20 protein-coding genes are annotated in these 19464 nt (G+C 68.1%); 15 read left to right on the top strand and 5 right to left on the bottom strand.

Translation table 11 applies throughout. The features are described 5' to 3' along the window. Positions 1–12: 12 nt before the first annotated feature. The 3 genes from NP4_RS18880 (at position 13) to NP4_RS18890 (ending at position 6106) form a co-directional block, all read left to right on the top strand. Positions 13–1155: a glycosyltransferase family 4 protein gene (locus NP4_RS18880; RefSeq protein WP_174556155.1), complete on the top strand. Its 1143-nt coding sequence runs from the start codon at positions 13–15 to the stop codon at positions 1153–1155. Between the two features lie 49 nt (positions 1156–1204). After that, positions 1205–1909: a demethylmenaquinone methyltransferase gene (locus NP4_RS18885; RefSeq protein ID WP_067999504.1), complete on the top strand. Its 705-nt coding sequence runs from the start codon at positions 1205–1207 to the stop codon at positions 1907–1909. Between the two features lie 111 nt (positions 1910–2020). After that, a complete protein-coding gene (locus NP4_RS18890; RefSeq protein ID WP_067999506.1) occupies positions 2021–6106 on the top strand; it encodes a bifunctional nitrate reductase/sulfite reductase flavoprotein subunit alpha in 4086 nt (1361 codons plus the stop codon). 1 nt (position 6107) lies between these two features. Here NP4_RS18890 and NP4_RS18895 read toward each other — a convergent pair whose 3' ends face one another. Then, complete coding sequence (locus tag NP4_RS18895) at positions 6108–7142, bottom strand: aldo/keto reductase (RefSeq protein ID WP_067999507.1); 1035 nt, start codon at positions 7140–7142, stop codon at positions 6108–6110. Between the two features lie 83 nt (positions 7143–7225). Here NP4_RS18895 and NP4_RS18900 point away from each other — a divergent pair, with 83 nt between their 5' ends. Beyond that, entirely contained in the window at positions 7226–7852 is a 627-nt protein-coding gene (locus tag NP4_RS18900) for a TetR/AcrR family transcriptional regulator (protein WP_067999509.1), read from the top strand. Here NP4_RS18900 and NP4_RS18905 read toward each other — a convergent pair. Then, entirely contained in the window at positions 7821–8387 is a 567-nt protein-coding gene (locus NP4_RS18905; RefSeq protein ID WP_067999511.1) for a TIGR03086 family metal-binding protein, read from the bottom strand. The genes NP4_RS18900 and NP4_RS18905 overlap by 32 nt on opposite strands. A gap of 120 nt (positions 8388–8507) precedes the next feature. On the opposite strand from NP4_RS18905, the gene NP4_RS18910 reads away from it, so the two are divergent. Both NP4_RS18910 and NP4_RS18915 read left to right on the top strand, forming a co-directional pair. Then, positions 8508–8741: a DUF8836 family protein gene (locus NP4_RS18910; protein WP_067999513.1), complete on the top strand. Its 234-nt coding sequence runs from the start codon at positions 8508–8510 to the stop codon at positions 8739–8741. 102 nt (positions 8742–8843) lie between these two features. Beyond that, positions 8844–9053: an Rv3202a family protein gene (locus tag NP4_RS18915; RefSeq protein ID WP_067999515.1), complete on the top strand. Its 210-nt coding sequence runs from the start codon at positions 8844–8846 to the stop codon at positions 9051–9053. Here NP4_RS18915 and menD read toward each other — a convergent pair. Beyond that, positions 9050–10681: a 2-succinyl-5-enolpyruvyl-6-hydroxy-3-cyclohexene-1-carboxylic-acid synthase gene (gene menD, locus NP4_RS18920; protein WP_067999516.1), complete on the bottom strand. Its 1632-nt coding sequence runs from the start codon at positions 10679–10681 to the stop codon at positions 9050–9052. The two genes, NP4_RS18915 and menD, sit on opposite strands and share 4 nt — an antisense overlap. An 89-nt stretch (positions 10682–10770) precedes the next feature. On the opposite strand from menD, the gene NP4_RS18925 reads away from it, so the two are divergent. Further along, positions 10771–11592, top strand: a complete 822-nt coding sequence (locus NP4_RS18925) for a siderophore-interacting protein (protein WP_067999518.1) — start codon at positions 10771–10773, stop codon at positions 11590–11592. Positions 11593–11646: 54 nt separating this feature from the next. Here the strand turns inward: NP4_RS18925 and NP4_RS18930 are convergent, their stop codons facing one another. Both NP4_RS18930 and NP4_RS18935 read right to left on the bottom strand, forming a co-directional pair. Continuing rightward, positions 11647–12093: a DUF6918 family protein gene (locus tag NP4_RS18930; RefSeq protein ID WP_067999520.1), complete on the bottom strand. Its 447-nt coding sequence runs from the start codon at positions 12091–12093 to the stop codon at positions 11647–11649. Between the two features lie 85 nt (positions 12094–12178). Further along, positions 12179–12835 (bottom strand): PaaI family thioesterase, encoded by a 657-nt coding sequence (locus tag NP4_RS18935; protein WP_067999522.1) that lies wholly within the window; start codon positions 12833–12835, stop codon positions 12179–12181. Positions 12836–12982: 147 nt separating this feature from the next. Here NP4_RS18935 and NP4_RS18940 point away from each other — a divergent pair, with 147 nt between their 5' ends. The 8 genes from NP4_RS18940 (at position 12983) to NP4_RS18975 (ending at position 19417) form a co-directional block, all read left to right on the top strand. Next, complete coding sequence (locus tag NP4_RS18940) at positions 12983–13876, top strand: 1,4-dihydroxy-2-naphthoyl-CoA synthase (RefSeq protein ID WP_067999524.1); 894 nt, start codon at positions 12983–12985, stop codon at positions 13874–13876. 4 nt (positions 13877–13880) lie between these two features. Next, positions 13881–14279, top strand: coding sequence for a VOC family protein (locus NP4_RS18945; RefSeq protein ID WP_067999526.1), 399 nt, complete (start codon positions 13881–13883; stop codon positions 14277–14279). 105 nt (positions 14280–14384) lie between these two features. Next, positions 14385–15590 (top strand): inorganic phosphate transporter, encoded by a 1206-nt coding sequence (locus NP4_RS18950; protein ID WP_067999529.1) that lies wholly within the window; start codon positions 14385–14387, stop codon positions 15588–15590. After that, positions 15590–15865, top strand: coding sequence for a hypothetical protein (locus tag NP4_RS18955; protein WP_067999531.1), 276 nt, complete (start codon positions 15590–15592; stop codon positions 15863–15865). Before NP4_RS18950 ends, NP4_RS18955 begins: the two co-directional genes overlap by 1 nt. 18 nt (positions 15866–15883) lie before the next feature. Then, positions 15884–16234, top strand: coding sequence for a DUF3349 domain-containing protein (locus NP4_RS18960; RefSeq protein WP_067999533.1), 351 nt, complete (start codon positions 15884–15886; stop codon positions 16232–16234). 102 nt (positions 16235–16336) lie between these two features. Further along, complete coding sequence (gene menE, locus NP4_RS18965) at positions 16337–17470, top strand: o-succinylbenzoate--CoA ligase (protein WP_067999535.1); 1134 nt, start codon at positions 16337–16339, stop codon at positions 17468–17470. Between the two features lie 100 nt (positions 17471–17570). Beyond that, positions 17571–18581, top strand: coding sequence for an ATP-binding cassette domain-containing protein (locus NP4_RS18970; RefSeq protein ID WP_067999536.1), 1011 nt, complete (start codon positions 17571–17573; stop codon positions 18579–18581). Beyond that, entirely contained in the window at positions 18578–19417 is an 840-nt protein-coding gene (locus NP4_RS18975; RefSeq protein WP_067999538.1) for an ABC transporter permease, read from the top strand. Before NP4_RS18970 ends, NP4_RS18975 begins: the two co-directional genes overlap by 4 nt. Positions 19418–19464: the final 47 nt, after the last annotated feature.

Here is a 19464-nt window from a genome sequence, read left to right on the forward strand (position 1 = left end):
CACACTCGAACCGTGCGTGTAGCGATAGTCGCGGAATCGTTCCTGCCGAATATGAACGGTGTGGTGAATTCCGTGCTGCAGGTGCTCGACCACCTGGACCGCCACGGTCACGACGCGCTGGTCATCGCGCCGGACACCACCCGGGGACTGCCGCCCGCACCGCGTGAGCACGGCCGCTTTCCGGTGGTTCGCGTGCCCGCGGTGATGGTGCCCAAGATCAGTTCGCTGCCGGTCGGACTGCCGCAGCCGGTGATCACCGCGGCCATCGACGAATTCGATGCCGATGTGGTGCATCTGGCCTCGCCGTTCCTGTTGGGTGCGGGCGGGGTGGCGGCCGCGCTGCGGCTGGATCTGCCCGCGGTGGCTGTGTATCAGACCGATGTCGCTGGCTTCGCCAAGAGTTATGGCCTGGGGCCGGCCCGCCGCGCCGCCTGGGCCTGGACCCGGCGCATCCACGTACGCGCCTCGCGCACCCTCGCCCCATCCAGCGCCGCCGCGGAAGATCTTGTGCAGCATGGCATTCCGCGTGTGCACCGGTGGGCGCGCGGGGTGGATATCGCCCGCTTCACCCCCTCTGCCCGTCGCCTCGAACTGCGCGCGGCCTGGAACGCCGATCACAAACTCGTCGTCGGATTCGTCGGTCGGCTCGCACCGGAGAAGCATGTGGAGCGCCTGGCGGCGCTGGCCCACGATCCGGATGTGCAGCTGGTCGTCGTCGGCGACGGCCCGGAGCGGGCGCGACTGGCGCAGCTGATGCCGACGGCGATCTTCACCGGCGAGCTCGGCGGCGCGGAATTGGCCGCGGCGTACGCGAGCCTGGATGTCATGGTGCATCCCGGTGAGCACGAGACGTTCTGTCAGGGCGTGCAGGAGGCGCTGGCCTCGGGTCTACCGGTCGTCGGCCCGGATGCGGGCGGTCCGCGCGATCTGATCGCGCACTGCCGCAACGGATATCTGCTACCGGTCGACCGTTTCGCCGAACTACTGCCCAGTGCCGTTGCGGCCCTGCGGGACCCGCAGTCGCGTCTCCGTTTCGCCACGGCCGCACGCAAATCCGTCCTGCACCGCACCTGGCCCGCCATCTGCACGGAACTGATGGGCCACTACGCCGAGGTGATCGGCGGCGACCGGGTGAGCGCCTGCCGCACCGCCTAGCGCACCCTGTACGGGCATCCGACGGGCCGGTCGGGTTAGGGTCGCAGGCGTGGCGAAGACAGAGTCGTTTCGGGCCTCGTTGGACAAGCAACCGCACGAGGTCGCGTCGATGTTCGACGGGGTGGCCAAGCGGTACGACCTCACCAATACCGTGATCTCGGCGGGTCAGGATCGATATTGGCGCTGGGCGACGCGGAAGGCGCTGGCATTGCGGCCCGGGGAGCGGGTGCTCGATCTCGCCGCCGGGACCGGGGTGTCGACCGCGGAGTTCATCAAATCCGGCGCCTGGTGTGTCGCCACCGACTTCTCTCAGGGCATGCTCGCGGCGGGCCGGTTCCGCGAGGTGCCGATGGTCGCCGGGGACGCCACGGCGCTGCCGTTCGCCGACGGGGTGTTCGACGCGGTCACCATCTCCTACGGCCTGCGCAATGTGTCCGATCCGGACGCCGGGCTGCGCGAATTGCTGCGCGTCACCAAGCCCGGCGGCCGGCTGGTGATCGCCGAATTCTCCACGCCGGTCTTCGGCCCGTTCCGGACGCTGTACATGGAGTATCTGATGAAGGCGCTGCCGCGGGTCGCGCGTTCGGTCAGCTCCAATCCGGATGCCTATGTATATCTGGCCGAGTCGATCCGAGCCTGGCCGAATCAGCCGCAGTTGGCCTTGCGCATTGCCGACGCGGGCTGGTCGGCGGTGAAATGGCGCAATCTGACCGGGGGGATCGTCGCCCTGCATCGGGCCTACAAGCTGGACTGAACGTGATGTCGAACACTCCTCACAGCCGCTTTTCGGGGCTGTGTGGAGCTTCGTCACCTGGCGATAACCTTCGGTAAATCCGGCGCAATCGCGGGTCGAGATGATCGGCACATGTCCACCTTCGCCACCACGTGCTCCTACTGCGGCGTGGGCTGCGGCATCAGCGTGGAAACGCGGCCCGGTGAGAGCGGCGCGCCGGTCATCGCCAAGATCCGCGGCGACAAACTGCATCCGGTCAACGCGGGACGGCTGTGCACCAAGGGGGCCACCCACGCCGAGCTCATGGCCGCGCCCGGGCGGATGACCACCGCGTTCCGGCGGCCCGAACGCGGCCGCCCGCCGCAGCCGGTCGGGGTCGACGAGGCGGTGCGCGAGGCGGCCGATCGGCTGCGCGCGATCCTCGACACCCACGGGCCCGATGCGATCGCGCTCTACGTCTCCGGGCAGATGTCGATGGAGGCGCAGTATCTGGCCACCAAACTGGCCAAGGGCTATCTGCGCACCGTGCATATCGAGGCCAATTCGCGATTGTGTATGGCCAGTGCGGGAACCGGTTACAAACAGTCCCTCGGCGCCGACGGTCCGCCCGGCTCCTACGACGATTTCGACCACGCCGATCTGTTCTTCGTGATCGGCGCGAATATGGCCGACTGCCATCCGATCCTGTTCCTGCGCATGGCCGATCGGCTCAAAGCGGGCGCACGGCTGATCGTGGTGGATCCGCGTCGGACCGAAACCGCCACGCGCGCCGATCTTTTCCTGCAGATCCGGCCGGGAACCGATCTGGCCCTGCTGAACGGCCTGCTACATCTGCTGGTCGCCAATGGCGATATCGACGCCGATTTCATCGCCGAGCACACCGAGGGCTGGGATGCGATGCCACGGTTCCTGGCCGACTATCCCCCGGACCGGGTGGCCGAGCTCACCGGTCTGGCGGCCGACGACATCCGCACGGCCGCACGGTGGATCGGCGAGGCGGGCGAGTGGATGTCGCTGTGGACCATGGGCCTCAACCAATCCACGCACGGCACCTGGAATACCAACGCGCTCTGCAATCTGCACCTGGCCACCGGGGCGATCTGCCGACCGGGCAGCGGACCGTTCTCGCTGACCGGGCAGCCGAATGCCATGGGCGGCAGGGAAATGGGCTATATGGGCGCGGGGCTGCCGGGCCAGCGCAGCGTGCTCAACGCGGCCGATCGCGCCTTCGTCGAGACGGCGTGGCGGCTCGAACCCGGAACGATCCGAACAGAATCCGGGCCCGGCACCATCGAGATGTTCCGCGGCCTGGCCGACGGGCGGATCAAGGCGTGCTGGATCATCTGCTCCAATCCCGTTGCCACGGTGGCCAATCGGAAGACCGTGATCGCGGGGCTGGAGGCGGCCGAACTGGTGGTGGCCCAGGACGTGTACACCGAGACCGCCACCAACGCCTACGCCGATCTGCTGCTGCCCGCCGCACTGTGGGCCGAGGCCGAGGCGACCATGGTGAATTCGGAGCGCACGGTCAGCCTGCTGCAGCGCTCGGTGGATCCGATCGGCGCGGCCCGGCCGGACTGGCTGCTCATCGCGCAGGTGGCCACGGCCATGGGTTTCGACGGTTTCGACTTCGCCTCCAGCGCCGAGGTTTTCGACGAGATCCGCCGCTTCGCCAATCCGGCCACCGGATACGACCTACGCGGCATGGACTATGAGCGGCTGCGGTCGGGGCCGATGCAGTGGCCGTGCCCGGATCCGGACCGGCCGCGCAATCCGATCCGCTATCACAACGACGGGATGAGCCAGGCGCTGTTCGTCGACGAGGACGGGCATCGACCCCGGCTGGCCTTCGCGACGCCGAGCCGCCGCGCGGTGTTCTGGCCGCGCCCGCATATGCCCCCGCGGGAGATGCCCGACGACGACTATCCGTTCACGCTGAACACCGGTCGGCTGCAACACCAGTGGCACACCATGACCAAGACCGGCCGCGTGCCGAAACTCAACCGGCTCAACGGCGAACCATTCCTCGAGGTGCATCCCGAGGACGCCGAGCGGCTCGGGGTGCGTGCGGGCGATCAGCTGGAGCTCGCCTCGCGGCGCGGACGGGCCGTACTCCCGGTGCTGATCAGCGATCGGGTGCGGCCCGGATGCTGTTTCGCGCCGTTCCACTGGAATGACGAGCAGGGGGAATACTTGACCGTCAATGCCGTCACCAACGACGCGGTCGATCCGGATTCACTGCAGCCGGAGTTCAAGGCGTGCGCGGTCGCGCTGCGCAAGGTGGCGGCGATGCCGCAGCCGGAACCGGTTGCGCCGCCGGAGGGGACGGCACATCCGCTGGCCACCGTGCTGGGCCTGGAGACCGCCACCGCGCCGACGCTGAGCGAGTCCGAGCGGATCTATTTCGGCGGCTATCTGACCGCACTGCACTCCCTGCCGGTACAGGGTCAGCCGGTACTGCCCGAGACCGCGCCGCTGTCGTCGCGAAGTCGTTTGTGGCTCAATGGATTACTGGCGGGTATGTATTCCCGCGACACCACGCCCGAGGCGGCGGCCGAGATCTCGTCGCCCGCGGTGACCGTGCTGTGGGCCTCGCAGACCGGTACGGCCGAGGAGTTGGCCACGGCGGTGGCCGGGCGGCTCGCCGAATCCGGATTCGCGCCCCGGCTGCTCGATATGAATTCCTGTGAACTCGCCGAACTCACCGGCGACGCGCTGGTGGTCACGAGCACCTTCGGCGACGGCGGGCCGCCGGACAATGGGGCGGATTTCTGGGATCGACTGCACGACAGCGCCGTTCGGCTCACCACGCTGCGCTATGCCGTCTTCGCGCTCGGCGATTCCTCCTACGAGGATTTCTGCGGGCACGGCCGCCGATTGGATCAGCTGCTCGCCGAACGCGGGGCGACGCGACTGCTCGACCGGATCGACAGCGAGCCGGATCACGACTCGCTGTCCACGCGGTGGCTCGACGCGGTGATCACCGCGCTCGCGAAGGACGTTGGGGCGCAGGTCGATTCGCCCGCATCGCGACCCTCGGGCGGCGCGGCCACGATTCTGCTGACCCGGCCCGAGGCTCCGGCGACGCGGCGCGCGGCCACGCCGTTCACCCGCAACGCCCCCGTCGCGGCTCCGCTCGTGCGCAATGAACTGCTGTCGCGGCCGGGTTCGGCGAAGGAGGTGCGGCAGTTCGGCTTCGATCTGTCCACCCTCGACGCCACCTACGAGGTCGGCGACTCTCTCGGCGTATGGCCCGCCAACGACGAGGATCTGGTGACCGAGTGGTTGGCGGTCAGCGGTCTGGACGGTACGCGGAGCATCGAACTCGACGGCCGCGAGCTGTCGTTGGCGCAGGGCCTGCGTACGCATTACGACATCAGCAAGGTCAGCCACGATCTGCTGACCTTCATCGCCGAGCACAATCCCGATCCGCGCCTGGCCAAACTGCTGCGCCGCGACAATCGCAACGAACTCGACCGCTATCTGTGGGATCGGCAGGCGGTCGACGTGCTGCGCGATTTCCCGGTGCGCGCGGATCTGATCGACTGGCTCGGCGTGCTGAAAAAGCTACAGCCGCGCCAGTATTCGATCTCGTCGAGTCCGCTGGTGGATCCGTGCGAGGTGCAGTTGACCGTCGGCGTGGTGCGCTACGGCGATCCGGCCGCCCGGCGCGGCGGGGTGTGTTCGACCTATCTCGCCGACCGTTGCGGCGAGGGCGCGGTACCGGTGTTTTTGCAGCGCGCACCGCATTTCCGGCCGCCGTTGGATCCGGCCGCCCCGATGATCATGATCGGCCCGGGGACCGGAATCGCGCCGTTCCGCGGATTCCTGCACGAGCGACGCGCGCTGGGTTGCGGCGGGCGCAACTGGCTGTTCTTCGGCGATCAGCACGCCGAGGACAACTTCTACTACCGCGACGAACTCGAGGATATGTTCCGCACGGGTTTCCTCACCCGGTTGGATCTGGCCTTCTCCCGGGATCAACGGGAACGGATCTATGTGCAGCACCGCATGATCGAACACGGTGCGGAGCTGTGGTCCTGGCTGGCCGACGGCGGTCATCTCTACGTGTGCGGCGACGCCACCCGCATGGCGGGCGATGTCGACAACGCTCTGCTGCGCATCGCCCGCGTCCACGGCAAGCTCGACGCCGATGCCGCCCTGGCCTTCAGGAAACAACTCGTCGCCGAGAAGCGCTACGTGCGCGACGTGTACTGACCTACACCGCGGGCGGATTCAGCCGGGCGAAGTCGGGCAGCCGGTAGTACGGGTAGTAGGGATAGGGCGGGGTGACCGCGCTGGCCTTGTCCAAGCGGGCGATCTGGTCGGCGCTCAGCTGCCAGCCGATCGCGCCCAGGTTCTGGCGCAGCTGATCCTCGTTGCGGGCGCCGACGATGACGGTGGCCACGGTCGGGCGCGAGAGCAGCCAGTTCAGGGCGATCTGCGGTACCGTGCGGCCGGTTTCGGCGGCGATATCGTCGAGCACGTCGACCACGTCGTAGAGCAGTTCGTCGTCCACGGGCGGGCCCGCTTCGGCGGTCTTGTGCAGCCGCGAATTCGGCGGCAAGGGCTGGCCGCGACGGATCTTGCCGGTCAACCTGCCCCAGCCCAGCGGGCTCCACACCATCGCGCCCACGCCCTGATCGCGCCCCAGGGGCATCAGCTCCCATTCGTAGTCGCGGCCGACGAGTGAGTAGTACACCTGGTGGGCGATGTAGCGCGGCAGACCGTACTTGTCCGCGGCGGCAAGGGATTTCATCAGCTGCCACCCCGCGAAATTGGACGCGCCGACGTAGCGGATCTTGCCCGCGCGCACCAGATCGTCCAGGGCGGAGAGCACCTCCTCGACCGGTGTCGCGGCGTCGAAGGCGTGCAGCTGGAACAGGTCGAGGTAGTCGGTGTCCAGCCGACGCAGCGCGGCCTCCACCGCGCCGATCAGACGCGCGCGACCCGATCCGGCGTCACCGGGCCCCGGCCCGGTGGGCAGGGAGGCCTTGGTGGACAACAGCACTCGATCGCGCCGACCCCGGATCGCCTCGCCCAGTACCTGTTCCGACGCGCCGTCGGAGTACACGTCGGCGGTGTCGAACATGGTCACCCCCGCGTCCAGGCTGATGTCGACCATTCGGCGCGCCTGCTGGGCATCGGTATCGCCCCAGGCCGAGAACAGCTCGCCGCGCCCGCCGAAGGTGCCCGCGCCGAAGCTCAATGCGGGAACCAGTAGTCCCGAGGCGCCCAGTCGCCGATACTCCATGACTCACTCCTAACGGAACAACAGTTTCATTAACACGAGAGACGATACACTCGATCGACTGTTAATGAAACTGGAGGCCCGTTATGACCGATGAGAAGCCCGGCTCGCTGCGGCCCGGTGGCCGAACGGCCCGTGTGCGCGAGGCGGTATTGCGGGTCGCGGGCGATCTACTGGCCGAGCACGGCTTCGCGCGGCTGGATCTGGGCGAGGTGGCCACGCGCGCCGAGGTCGGCAAGACCACGGTCTACCGGCGCTGGCGCACACCCGCCGGACTGGTCGCCGACGTTCTCACCGATATGGCGGAAACCTCACTCCCCCATGTCGATACGGGAACGCTGCACGGGGATCTGCTGGCCAACGCCCGGCTGGTCGCCGCGACCCTCGCCGACCCGCGGCAGGGTCCGCTGTTCAAATCCCTTGTGGCGGCGGCCACCTGCGATCCAGAGGCCGCACAGGCGCTGCGGCACTTCTACGACACCCGGCTGGCGGAATGGTCGCCCTGTATCGAGGCCGCCGTGGCCCGCGGTGAGCTCGCGGCCGAAACAGACGCTCGCGCGGTACTTTCCGCAGTCTCCGCACCGCTGTACTACCGACTGCTCGCCACCGGCGATCCGATCGACGAGCAGGCGGCCGCCACCGCCGCCGAGGCGGCCCTGCTCGCCGCCCGCTCGGGTCTGTTCACGCGGTCCAATGCGGATCCCGGCCGGTGAGGCCGAGGACGTGGTGCAGCGCCGGGGCGTCGGCGGGAATCTCGACCCGCGGACCGAACATGCCCGGGACGCCCTGCGCCGGAAACGCGGGAAGGAATTCGAGGAGTACGGCCAGGTCCGCGGCGGCGGGATCATAGGACTGTCCGGTGGCACGGGCCAGATCCCAGCCGTGCACGATCACCTCGTCGAAAGCGACCAGTGCCATCTCGGCCGCGGGCATCGTCACCCCGTCCGCCTCGGTCGCACCCGTCCAGGCGCCGGGCTCACGCCACGCCGCCGCGAGAGCCTTCAGCTGCATCGGAATCCGCGTGCGCCAGTCGTCGATCAACGGCGTATCCGCCCCGAACTCCGGCGCCGCCGAGCGACCCACCGACTCCTTGGTCGCCGCCTGCCGAAACGCCTCGGTCAACCCGACCACATGCACCAGCAGTTCGCGCACGGTGATCCCGGCGGGAGTAAGCAGGGCCAATTGATCGTCCCCGATCCCACCGATCACCGATTCCAGTCCGGCGGCGGCCGATTCCATCTCGAACATGTCATACCTCCTGCCGTGTAGACGTCACGCCCGCGCGAAACTCATCGCCCGCAAGTACACCGGCCGTCCGCAACCGACTTGTTAGCGGCGAAAGGTGCTGGTGGCGGGGAGAATTGGGTGATGAAAGGCGATCGAGTCGAGATCGTTGTCGATACCGGCGACGGATCTCGCACATATGAGGTGACCGCGACTCGGGCGGGGCGGCGGGTCGAGGTGCGTATTGCGCGCGGGGTGGTGGAAGTGAGCGAGCTCACCCGAACCGGGACCGCCGTGCGGACCGCGCGGTTCATGGCCGGACGCACGCTGGCACTGGTCGAATATCCCGCGGATGCGGGACCACTGCCGGGCGAGTGAGCGGTCACGCGGCGGTTGCCAGGGTGGCGTGCGAGGCGCATGCTCGAAGCTGCCGGGGGTAGTACCACCGGTGAATCGGCCGAACAGCGAAAGGAGCACCCGATGACAGACCGCGCCATCGACGCCATCGACGCAGTTCCCGAAGCCGATTATGTGGAGCAGACCGTCCCCGCGTATCAGGACGTGGACGAGGAGGACGCGGGTGTGCCGACCGGCGGGCCCACGCTGGAGGCCGCCGAGGCCGATGTGCTCGAACAGTCCATCGCGGTCCCCCTCGACGAGGAATATCAGGACACGAACGCGCAGTACTAGGCGCCGGCCGCGATCGAAGTCTTCACCGCGGCATGCAGTTCCCGCAGGCTGGACCGTTCGGTGGCCACCTCGAGGACCCGGATGCCGTGCGCGGGCCCGGTCAGTTCCACGGCCAGTTCGGTCGGATCCACCTGCCGATGCGGCACCCGATAGGCTGCGCAGAGCGCGGCCAGATCCATCCCGTGCGGGGTGCCGAAGACCCGCTCGAAGACGCCCGCGTACTGCGGATCGCCTTGTTCGAGCAGTTCGAAGATGCCGCCGCCGTCATCGTTGGCCACGACGATCGTCAGATCCGCGGGCCGCGGTTCGCCCGGGCCGATCAGCAGCCCCGAGGCGTCGTGCAGGAAGGTGAGGTCGCCGATCAGCGCGATCGTGCGACCGGGATGGCTCAACGCCGCGCCGACGGCCGTGGACACCGTGCCGTCGATTCCGGCGACGCCGCGATTGGACAGCACCTTGATACCCGGGCGCGGATGGGAGACCAGCGCCGCGTCCCGCACCGGATTCGACGCGCCCAGCAGTAGCTGATCACCCTCGCGCAGGGCGTCCATGACCACCGCGGCCACGTGCAGACCCGTCGGCTTGGGGTGGCGGGCAAGCTGATCGCGCACGACCCCGCAGGCCATGGCATCGACGGTGTGGCAGTGCTCGAGCCATTGCGCACTCGGCGCGCCGATGATGATCGCGCGGGTGCCGGTGCCGACCACATTGCCCGAGACATCGGGCCAGCGCGGACCGGTGGTGAGCGCGAAGACCGTGATCTCCGGATCGGCCAGGACCCGCGAGACCTGCCGATGCAGGGTGGGCCGTCCGGTGATGATGGCCTGCTTGGGTTTCAGCAGCGCCAGCGCCATCGGGTGCAGGGCCGGACCGTGCATGGGCGCGGTGGGTTCGGCGACCGTCGGCAGCGCCGCGAGTTCGGGGCGGCGGCCCGCGCCGTGACCGGAGATGACGACCGTATCCGGGGTCAGATCGATCTCGAGCGGCACGTCCAGGCTCGCGTATTGGGTTTCGGTCCAGGCGATTCCACCGGGGCGGCCGGCCGGCTGCGATTCCCCGGGCTGCGCGTCGGGTACCAGCGGTTCGCGCAGCGGGATGTCGAACTGCACCGGGCCCGCATTACCCGAGCGGCTGCCGCGCGCGGCGGCCAGCACCCGGCACACCGCCGCGCGCCAGACACTGTTCTGCTGGCGGTAGCCTTCCTCGCGTTCGGCCAGGCCGAGGCTGATCGCCGCGCGCACCTGACTGCCGAACAGTCCGAACTGCTCCACGGTCTGATTCGCGCCGCTGCCCAACATCTCGTAGGGCCGGTTGGCGCTGAGCACGATCAGGGGCTGGCGCGCGTAATTGGCCTCGAGTACGGCCGGGCCGAGATTCGCCACCGCGGTCCCGGAGGTCATCACCACGGGCACCGGGCGACCGCTGGAAATGGCCAATCCGATCGCGAGGAATCCGGCGGTGCGCTCATCGATGCGCATATGCAATCGCAGTCGACCGGCGGCGTCGGCCGCCTCCAGGGCGAAGGCCAGTGGCGCGTTCCGCGACCCCGGGCAGAGCACGACGTCGCGCACACCGCCACGCACGAGCTCGTCGACGACGACCTGCGCCTGTGCAGTCGATGGATTCACGACCCCAGCCTTTCAGACGGCTGGCGGATGTGGGGAGTCGGCTCGCTCACACCGTGTTCGGCGAGTTAGGTTTTGCTAACCTAACGCATATGGCCAAGCGCACCAAATATGTCAAGCCCGAGCAGCGGGAGATCCTCACCGCCGAGGTGCTCGCGAGCAAACAGATCAGTCCCAACTTCGTCCGCGTCACCATCGGCGGCGACGGCCTGGCCGGATTCACCCCGATGGGTTACGACCAGTGGTTCCGACTGTTCATGCCGGGTCGCAACGGCCTGCGGCTGCCATCGGCGGCGAACAATCTCTGGTACGCGCAGTACCTGATGATGGGTAAGGACCAGCGTCCCGTGGTGCGCAACTACACCGTGCGCGAATGGCGTCCGGCCGGTGCGGGCGAATTCGGCGAATCCGGCGAACTGGACATCGATTTCGCGATGCACGGCACCGAAACGCCCGCATGCGGCTGGGCCGCCGGAATCACCCCGGGCGGTCGGGTTGGGCTGCTGGACGAGGGCATCATGTACCAAGCGCCGCAGCACAGTTCGTATTCGCTGCTGGTCGGGGACGAGAGCGCGCTGCCCGCGATCGCGGGGGTGCTGCGCTCGGCGCCGCGGGATCTGCGGGGCGCGGCCTATATCGAGATCACCGATCCGGACGATGCCCAGAAATTGGACGAACCGGAAGGGGTGCAGGTGAATTGGCTGGTCCGCAGCGATCCGACCGCGGCCATCGGCAGCGTGGCGCAGGAGGCGGTCCGCGGGGCGGAACTGCCCGCGCAGGGCGTGTACGGCTTCGTCGCCGGGGAGCAGAAACTCGCCTCCGGCGTGCGCCGTCATCTGGTCGACGAGCGCGGGGTGCCCAAGGCCGATGTCACCTTCACCGGATATTGGCGGGTGGGCAAGGCCGCGGGCTGACAGTCCGAAATTCCCCGGTGGTCTCGGCGGGCCATGACGCCCGCCGAGTACCGATCAGCCGGCGTGCTTCTGGATGAGATCACCCAGCCGCGGGAGGGACTCGGCGACATGCTTTTTCGCCGAACCGCGGATAGCGGAGTAGGCCTTCTTCAGGGCGGGGCGCGAGGAGGCGTCGGCACGGGCGTCGGTCACCGCGAGCAGCGCTTCGGAAACCTCGTCCTGCTTGGCCACCAGCAGATCGGCGAACCGACCGTTACCCGTTGCCTTGAATTCGGCCCAGAACGGCTCCAGGCTGTCGACGAACTTGGGCGCGAACGACTCCAGCGCCTCCGGCACGATGGTCGGGCTGACCTTCTTCGCCGCCGCGTACGCACCTTTCACGGCGAGGCCGGACGCGCCACCCTTGTCCGAGACCTCCGCGTCCAGAACCTGCTGGGCGTCGGCGAGGAAGGCCGAGCGCTTGGCGTCATCGAGCAGGGATTCAGACAGTGCAGCAACCACTTTCAGGTTCCTCCGGATAGTTTTTCGATGAGCGAGCGCCCGCAACTATACGCACCGGACGAACCAGGCACACTCCCGCAACTCGCTAAGGCTGCCAGGGCAGCAATTGCACCATCAGTCCTTCACAATCGGCGAGCAGTGTTTCGGATTCGTCTCGCAGCCTTGCGCTTACGAAAGTCTTGCGCCCGTCGATGCGGTCGACAGTGCCCTCTACCACGAGCGGAACCTCCAACGGAGTGATCTTGCGGTAGTTGACGTGCAGGAATGCGGTGCGACTGATCGGACGACCGGCATAGTGCACCAGCGCGCCGAACAGATCGTCGAAAAGCAGTGGCAACACGCCGCCGTGCACCGCGCCGTTGCCGCCGAGGTGATACCGACGGAACCGCCCGCGCATCCGCACTCCGGTCGGTCCCGCCTCGACGGTGTGCCACGGCGGCATGAGCAGGCTGCCGCGCCCCGGCAGCGAGACCACTCGCCCCGCGGGACCCCGCAATTCCGGCGCCCGATACGGCTCGAGGAACTCGATCAGCTCCCGCGCCTTGTCCAGCGCCCCCGCGAACGCCTCATCCGGACAGTCCACCGACACCGCCAGATCCTGCAGCGTCCGCATCGCCTCGACGAACGGCCCGAAATGCGGCCCCGGCTCGACCCCGGTGACCTTCGGAAACCCACCGTGCTTCTCATAGCGATCCGGATCAATTGCGCTCGCGTCGATAACCGGTTCCACTCGCTCACTCACACCTGCACGTTAACCTGAATTCTTACGCCGTCCAACGCAACTGACCGGTAGCTGGCGCGGCAATCGGGGATCTTTCGCGCCTCGAGCGACCGTTCGCGACTCAGGGCCGCGAACACGCCGGAGCGAAGCGGAGGCCAAACTAGCCCAGTGACCTTCAATCCGAAGCTGTGGGAGCCCGTTCAGGGGTTCGAGGATCTGACCGACATCACCTATCACCGGCATGTCGAGCAGGGGACCGTGCGTGTCGCGTTCGATCGGCCCGAGGTGCGCAATGCGTTCCGGCCGCACACCGTGGACGAGTTGTATCGCGCGCTCGATCACGCGCGGATGAGTGCGGATGTCGGGGCGGTACTGCTCACCGGTAACGGGCCCAGCCCCAAGGACGGGGTGTGGGCGTTCTGTTCGGGGGGCGATCAGCGTATTCGCGGGCGCAACGGTTATCAGTACGCCAGCGGCGAGACCGCCGACACCGTCGAGAAGGGGCGGGCGGGGCGGCTGCACATCCTCGAGGTGCAGCGGTTGATCCGGTTCATGCCCAAGGTGGTCATCGCGCTGGTGAACGGCTGGGCGGCCGGTGGCGGGCACAGTCTGCACGTGGTGTGCGATCTCACGCTGGCCAGCCGCGAGCACGCCCGGTTCAAGCAGACCGATGCCGATGTGGGCAGTTTCGACGGCGGCTACGGCAGCGCGTATCTGGCGAAGATGGTGGGCCAGAAGTTCGCCCGCGAGATCTTCTTCCTCGGCCGCCCCTACACCGCCGAGCAGATGCACCAGATGGGCGCGGTGAACGCCGTGGTCGACCACGACCGGCTCGAGGACGAGGCGCTGGAGTGGACCGCCGATATCCTGGCCAAATCACCGCAGGCCCAGCGCATGCTGAAGTACGCCTTCAACCTCACCGACGACGGGCTGGTCGGCCAGCAGCTGTTCGCCGGGGAGGCCACGCGGCTGGCCTATATGACCGATGAGGCGATCGAGGGCCGGGACTCGTTCCTGGAGAAGCGAAAGCCGGACTGGTCGCCCTTCCCCTGGTACTTCTGAGTGCGTGGAGATTCTCAGCAGTCGGGTCATTCTGCGACCGGCGAACTATGAGCGAACTCTGGAGTTCTACCGCGACGGACTGGGTTTGGCGATCGCCCGGGAGTATCCGGGCGGCACGGTGTTCTATGCCGGGCAGTCGCTGATCGAGGTCGCCGCGCACGGCCGCCGCCCGGACGCGCCCGCCGATTTCGCGGGCGCGGTGTGGCTGCAGGTACGTGACGTGCACGACACCGCCGCCGAACTCGCCCTGCGCGGAATCGCCATCGATCGCACCCCGGTTCGCGAGCCGTGGGGACTGGTCGAGATGTGGCTGCGCGACCCCGACGGCACGCCGATCGTGCTGGTAGAGGTTCCGGCCGACCATCCGCTGCGCCGCGATACCCGACCGCCCCGCGACGGCTGAGCCAGCGAACCGGCAGCATCGCCGACTCGCAATATCATCCCGACATACGGGACTCAACGGCCACCTGGCAATGTCGTTAACGGATCCATAACGCACACTGGAGACGTGACCGCCGAACTATTGGTTCTGCTCATCGTTGTCGTCACCGCACTCGTCTTCGACTTCACCAACGGCTTCCACGACACGGCCAACGCGATGGCCACCTCCATCGCCACCGGCGCCCTGAGCCCCCGGGCCGCGGTCGTGCTGTCGGGTGCGCTGAATCTGATCGGCGCGTTCCTCAGCGTGGAGGTCGCGGCCACCGTCGCCGAGGGCATCGTCCGCCTGGACGAGGTCAGCGGGCCGGATCTGCTCGAGATCGTCTTCGCCGGACTGGTCGGCGGCATTCTGTGGAATCTGCTGACCTGGCTGTTCGGCTTGCCGTCGAGTTCCTCGCACGCGCTGTTCGGCGGGCTCATCGGCGCGACCATCGCCGCCCTGGGCTGGAGCGGGGTGATCTGGTCGGCGGGACAGAAGGGCGTGTTGACCAAGATCATCGTGCCCGCGCTGCTGGCGCCGGTGGTGGCCGCGCTGGTCGCCTCGGTCGGCACCTGGTTGGTCTATCGGCTCACCCGCGGCAGTGAGCAGCGCGTGGTCGATCGCGGCTTCCGCTGGGGTCAGATCGGTTCGGCCTCGCTGGTCTCGCTCGCGCACGGCACCAACGACGCCCAGAAGACCATGGGAATCATCTTCCTGGCCCTGATCGCCTACGGTTCGCGGCAGCCGACCGATCCGCTGCCGCTGTGGGTCATCGTGGCCTGTGCGATCGCGATCGCCGCCGGCACCTCGCTGGGCGGCTGGCGGATCATCCGCACGCTGGGCAAGGGCCTGGTCGACATCACCCCGCCGCAGGGCCTGGCCGCCGAATCGACCAGTGCCGCGATCATTCTCACCTCGGCGCATTTCGGTCTGCCGCTGTCGACCACCCAGACCGTGACCGGCGCGATCCTCGGCACCGGACTCGGGCGGCCCGGCGCGGAGGTGCGCTGGACCGTGCTCGGGCGGATGGTCGTGGCGTGGGTGCTCACGCTGCCGCTGGCCGGTCTGGTCGGCGCGATCTGCTGGGCGCTGGCCCACGGCATCGGCGGATTCCCGGGCGTGCTGGTGGTATTCGCGCTGCTGATCGTGCTGTCGGGCCTGATGTATCTGCGTTCGCGGCGCACCCCGGTGCACGCCGCCAATGTCAACGCCGAGTGGACCGAACCGTCGGACGCCGCGGCCGGCACCACGGCCGCGGTGCTGCCGGAAACCGAATCGGCGGGGAGGGCCTGATGCAGACGCTCGTCACGGATCTGAAGGAACTGCTGCGGGTCACCCTGGCGGCGCTGCTGTTCGGGGCCGGGCTGCCCGCGATCTTCGCGCTGGGCGTGCGCTTCCAGTCCCGCAGCGAGCAGCTCGCCGACGGTACGGTCGTACGCCGTCGCTCGGCCGCCGCCCTCGCCGTAGCCTGCTATGCGGTGGTGCTGGCCGCCGTGATCGCGGGAGTGCTGTTCGTCGCCAAGGCCTTTCTGGCGAGCCGGCTCGGCATCCATCTGTTCGGACAGTGACCGCCGAAAGGATTACCCGTGACCGACGATCGTGATCGACCCCAGCGCGACGACAGCTCCGAGGCGTCGCAGTCGGTGCTGGCCAAGGTGCTCGGCTGGTTGAAAGCGGGTTATCCACAGGGCATTCCACGCTCGGACTATGTGGCGCTGCTGGCGGTGCTGCATCGCCGCCTCACCGACTACGAGGTGCGGATCATCGTCGAGGAATTGGTCAGCGAGCGCGACGGCGACGACGAGATCGCCCGGCACGAGATCGCCGACGCCATCTCCCGAGTTGCCAAGGAACAGCCCGGCGAGGACGATATCGCTCGGGTGGCCTCCCGGCTCGCAGCCGGTGGATGGCCGCTGGCGACACCGACGTCCGATTGATCCCGATCCCCCGACCGACGAAGGGAGACGGACCCGTGCGCGGGTCGCCGACCTCGACATGACACGATCGCGAACGTGAGCAGTACCCTGCGGACCCTTCCCATGCCCACCGGTGCCGCGGTGGGCGACGTTCTGCCGCACCTCCGGGAAGCGTTGGACGGCAACGGTCCGGCCTGGCTGCCGATCCCGACCGGTGACCGTCGAGAATCACACCGGCTGTCGAGCGCGCTGCGCCCGGGCGAGCCGATCGAGGACGAGGTGGCCCTGGTGGTCACCACCTCCGGGACGACCGGAATCCCCAAGGGCGCGATGCTCACCCACGACGCGCTGCGGGCCAGCGGCGAGGCCACCCACGAGCGGCTGGGCGGACCCGGCCAGTGGTTGCTGGCGCTGCCCACGCATCACATCGCCGGAATCCAGGTGCTGCTGCGCAGCATTCTCGCCGGAACCGAACCGGCGGTCCTCGATGTCTCCGACGGATTTCTGCCCAGCGGACTGGCCTCGGCTGTGGCCGGAATGACCGGTCCGCGCCGCTACACCTCGCTGGTGCCCACGCAGTTGATCAAGACACTCGACGAGCCCGCCGGGGTGGCGGCCCTGGCCGCCCTGGACGCGGTGCTGGTCGGCGGCGCCGCCACGCCCGCCCCCGTACTCGAGCGGGCGCGCTTGGCCGGAGTCAATGTGGTTCGCACCTACGGTATGAGCGAGACCTGCGGCGGCTGCGTCTACGACGGTATTCCGCTCGCGGGCGGCGAGGTCCGGATCGAGGACGGCCGGGTGCTACTCGGCGGCGCGATGCTCGCCAAGGGCTATCGCGGCCTGCCCGACCATCCCGCCTTCGCCGAACCCGGCTGGTTCCGCACCGACGACGCGGGAATCCTCGAGGACGGCCGATTACGCATCACGGGTCGCCTGGACGAGGCCATCATGACCGGTGGCCTGCTGGTGATCCCGCAGGTGGTCGAGGCCGTCCTGGCCACCCACCCCTCCGTCAGCGAGGTGGTCGTCCTCGGCCTGCCCGACGATCGCCTGGGCCAGCGCGTGGCCGTAGCCGTGGTGCCCACTCCCGGCACGGTCCCCACCCTGGACGAACTTCGCGACCATGTGAACGCCGAACTCGACGCCATCGCCGCCCCACGCGAATTGGCCATCATCGATGAGATCCCGATGCGAGGTCCGGGCAAGCCGGACCGGATCAGGCTGCGCGATCTGCTGATCTCCGAATCGGCGCGCTGACCCTGGTTATAGAGGTAACCGCTCGTGTGCAAGACGGCTTGGGGGGTGGGCGCAATGTTCGTGCAAGGGTGGTGCAAGACCTGCTCGGCACAGTAGGAGCATGACTTCTTACGCACCTGCTGATGCTCTCGCTATCGAGGCGGACGGGCTGGTCAAAGTCTTCGGGGAGCAGCGAGCGGTCGATGGCGTGAGCCTGACGGTGCCGCAGGGCGCTGTCTACGGCGTGCTCGGACCCAACGGAGCCGGGAAGACCACCACCATTCGCATGCTCGCCACACTGCTGCGCCCGGACGGCGGCAGTGCCCGCATCTTCGGGCACGACGTGGTGAGCGAGCCCACGGCGGTCCGGCAGCTGATCGGGGTCACGGGGCAGTACGCCTCCGTGGACGAGAAGCTGTCGGCCACCGAGAATCTGATCATCTTCTCCCGCCTGCTCGGGCTGAGCCGGGCCGACGCGCGTCGGCGGGCCAATGATCTGCTCGAGGAGTTCGGGCTGACCGAGGCCGCGAACAAGGCCCTGGAGAACTTCTCCGGCGGTATGCGACGCCGACTCGATCTGGCCGCCAGCCTGATCGCGACCCCGCCGCTGCTGTTCCTCGACGAGCCGACCACCGGGCTGGATCCGCGCACGCGGGCCCAGATGTGGGAGACCATCCGGCGACTGGTCCGCGAGGGCGCGACCGTGCTGCTCACCACGCAGTACCTGGACGAGGCCGACCAGCTGGCCGACCGGATCGCGGTGATCGACCGCGGCAGGGTCATCGCCGACGGCACCTCCGACCAGCTCAAGGCGTCGGTGGGAATGTCCGCGCTCCAGATCACGCTGGCCGATCCGGGCCGAATCGAACAGGCCCGCACAATCATCGGCGAATTCCTCTCCCGGGCGAGCGGGAAGTTCGTCGAGGCGACCATCACCCCCGAGGCCGGGCGGATCACCGCCCCGCTCGACGATCCCGGCGTGACCGCGGATCTCCTGATCCGACTGCGCGACAACGATATTCGCGTCGACGAGATCACCGTCAGCAAACCCAGCCTGGACGAGGTGTTCTTCGCTCTCACCGGGCACGGCGCCGAAGATCAGAACGACGACACCGAAACGAGTGCAGCATGACCACCACCATCACCGCGCCCACCTCGGGACGCCACGCGGTCAGAGCCGCGATTCCCGAGGTAAGCAACCACATCAGCCTGCGGCAGACCCTCGCCAACTCGCTGACCATGGCCTACCGCGGCATCCTCAAGATCAAGCACAATCCGGAACAGCTGTTCGACGTCACCGTGCAGCCGATCCTGTTCACCGCCCTGTTCGCCTACATCTTCGGCGGCGCCATCGGCGGCAATGTGCACGATTATCTGCCCGTCCTGATTCCGGGCATCCTGGTGCAGACCGTCGTGCTGACCTCGGTCGTCACCGGCACGCAGCTGCGCGAGGATATGGACAAGGGCGTCTTCGACCGCTTCAAATCCCTTCCCATCGCCCGGGTTTCGGCCCTGGCGGGTGCGCTGATCGCGGATATGGTCCGCTACGGCATCGCCACGACCCTGACCATCGGCATGGGGCTGATCCTGGGCTACCGCCCCGCGGGTGGCGTCGCGGGCGTCGTGGTCGCGGGTCTGGTGGTGGTGTTCTGCTCGTTCGCGATCAGCTGGATCTGGGCGCTGGTCGGCGTCACCGGTAAGAGCGCCGCCGCGGTGCAGGGCATCTCGATGATGATCATGTTCCCACTGACCTTCATGTCCGGTGCATTCGCCCTGGTGAGCACGATGCCAGGCTGGATGCAGGGCCTGAACAAGGTCAATCCGATCTACTACATGGTCAATTCGTGCCGCGAGCTGATGAACGGCAATGTCTACAGCAGCAATCTGGCCTGGTGCCTGATCGGCTCGGTCGTGGTGATCGCGATCTTCGGCCCGCTGGCGATCCGGGCGTACATGCGCCGGGCATGACCGCGGTACCGACTATGTCCGCCAACCAGGAAACCGGTTGGCGGACA

The organism is Nocardia pseudobrasiliensis NBRC 108224 (genome assembly GCF_001613105.1).
Taxonomy (GTDB): domain Bacteria; phylum Actinomycetota; class Actinomycetes; order Mycobacteriales; family Mycobacteriaceae; genus Nocardia; species Nocardia pseudobrasiliensis.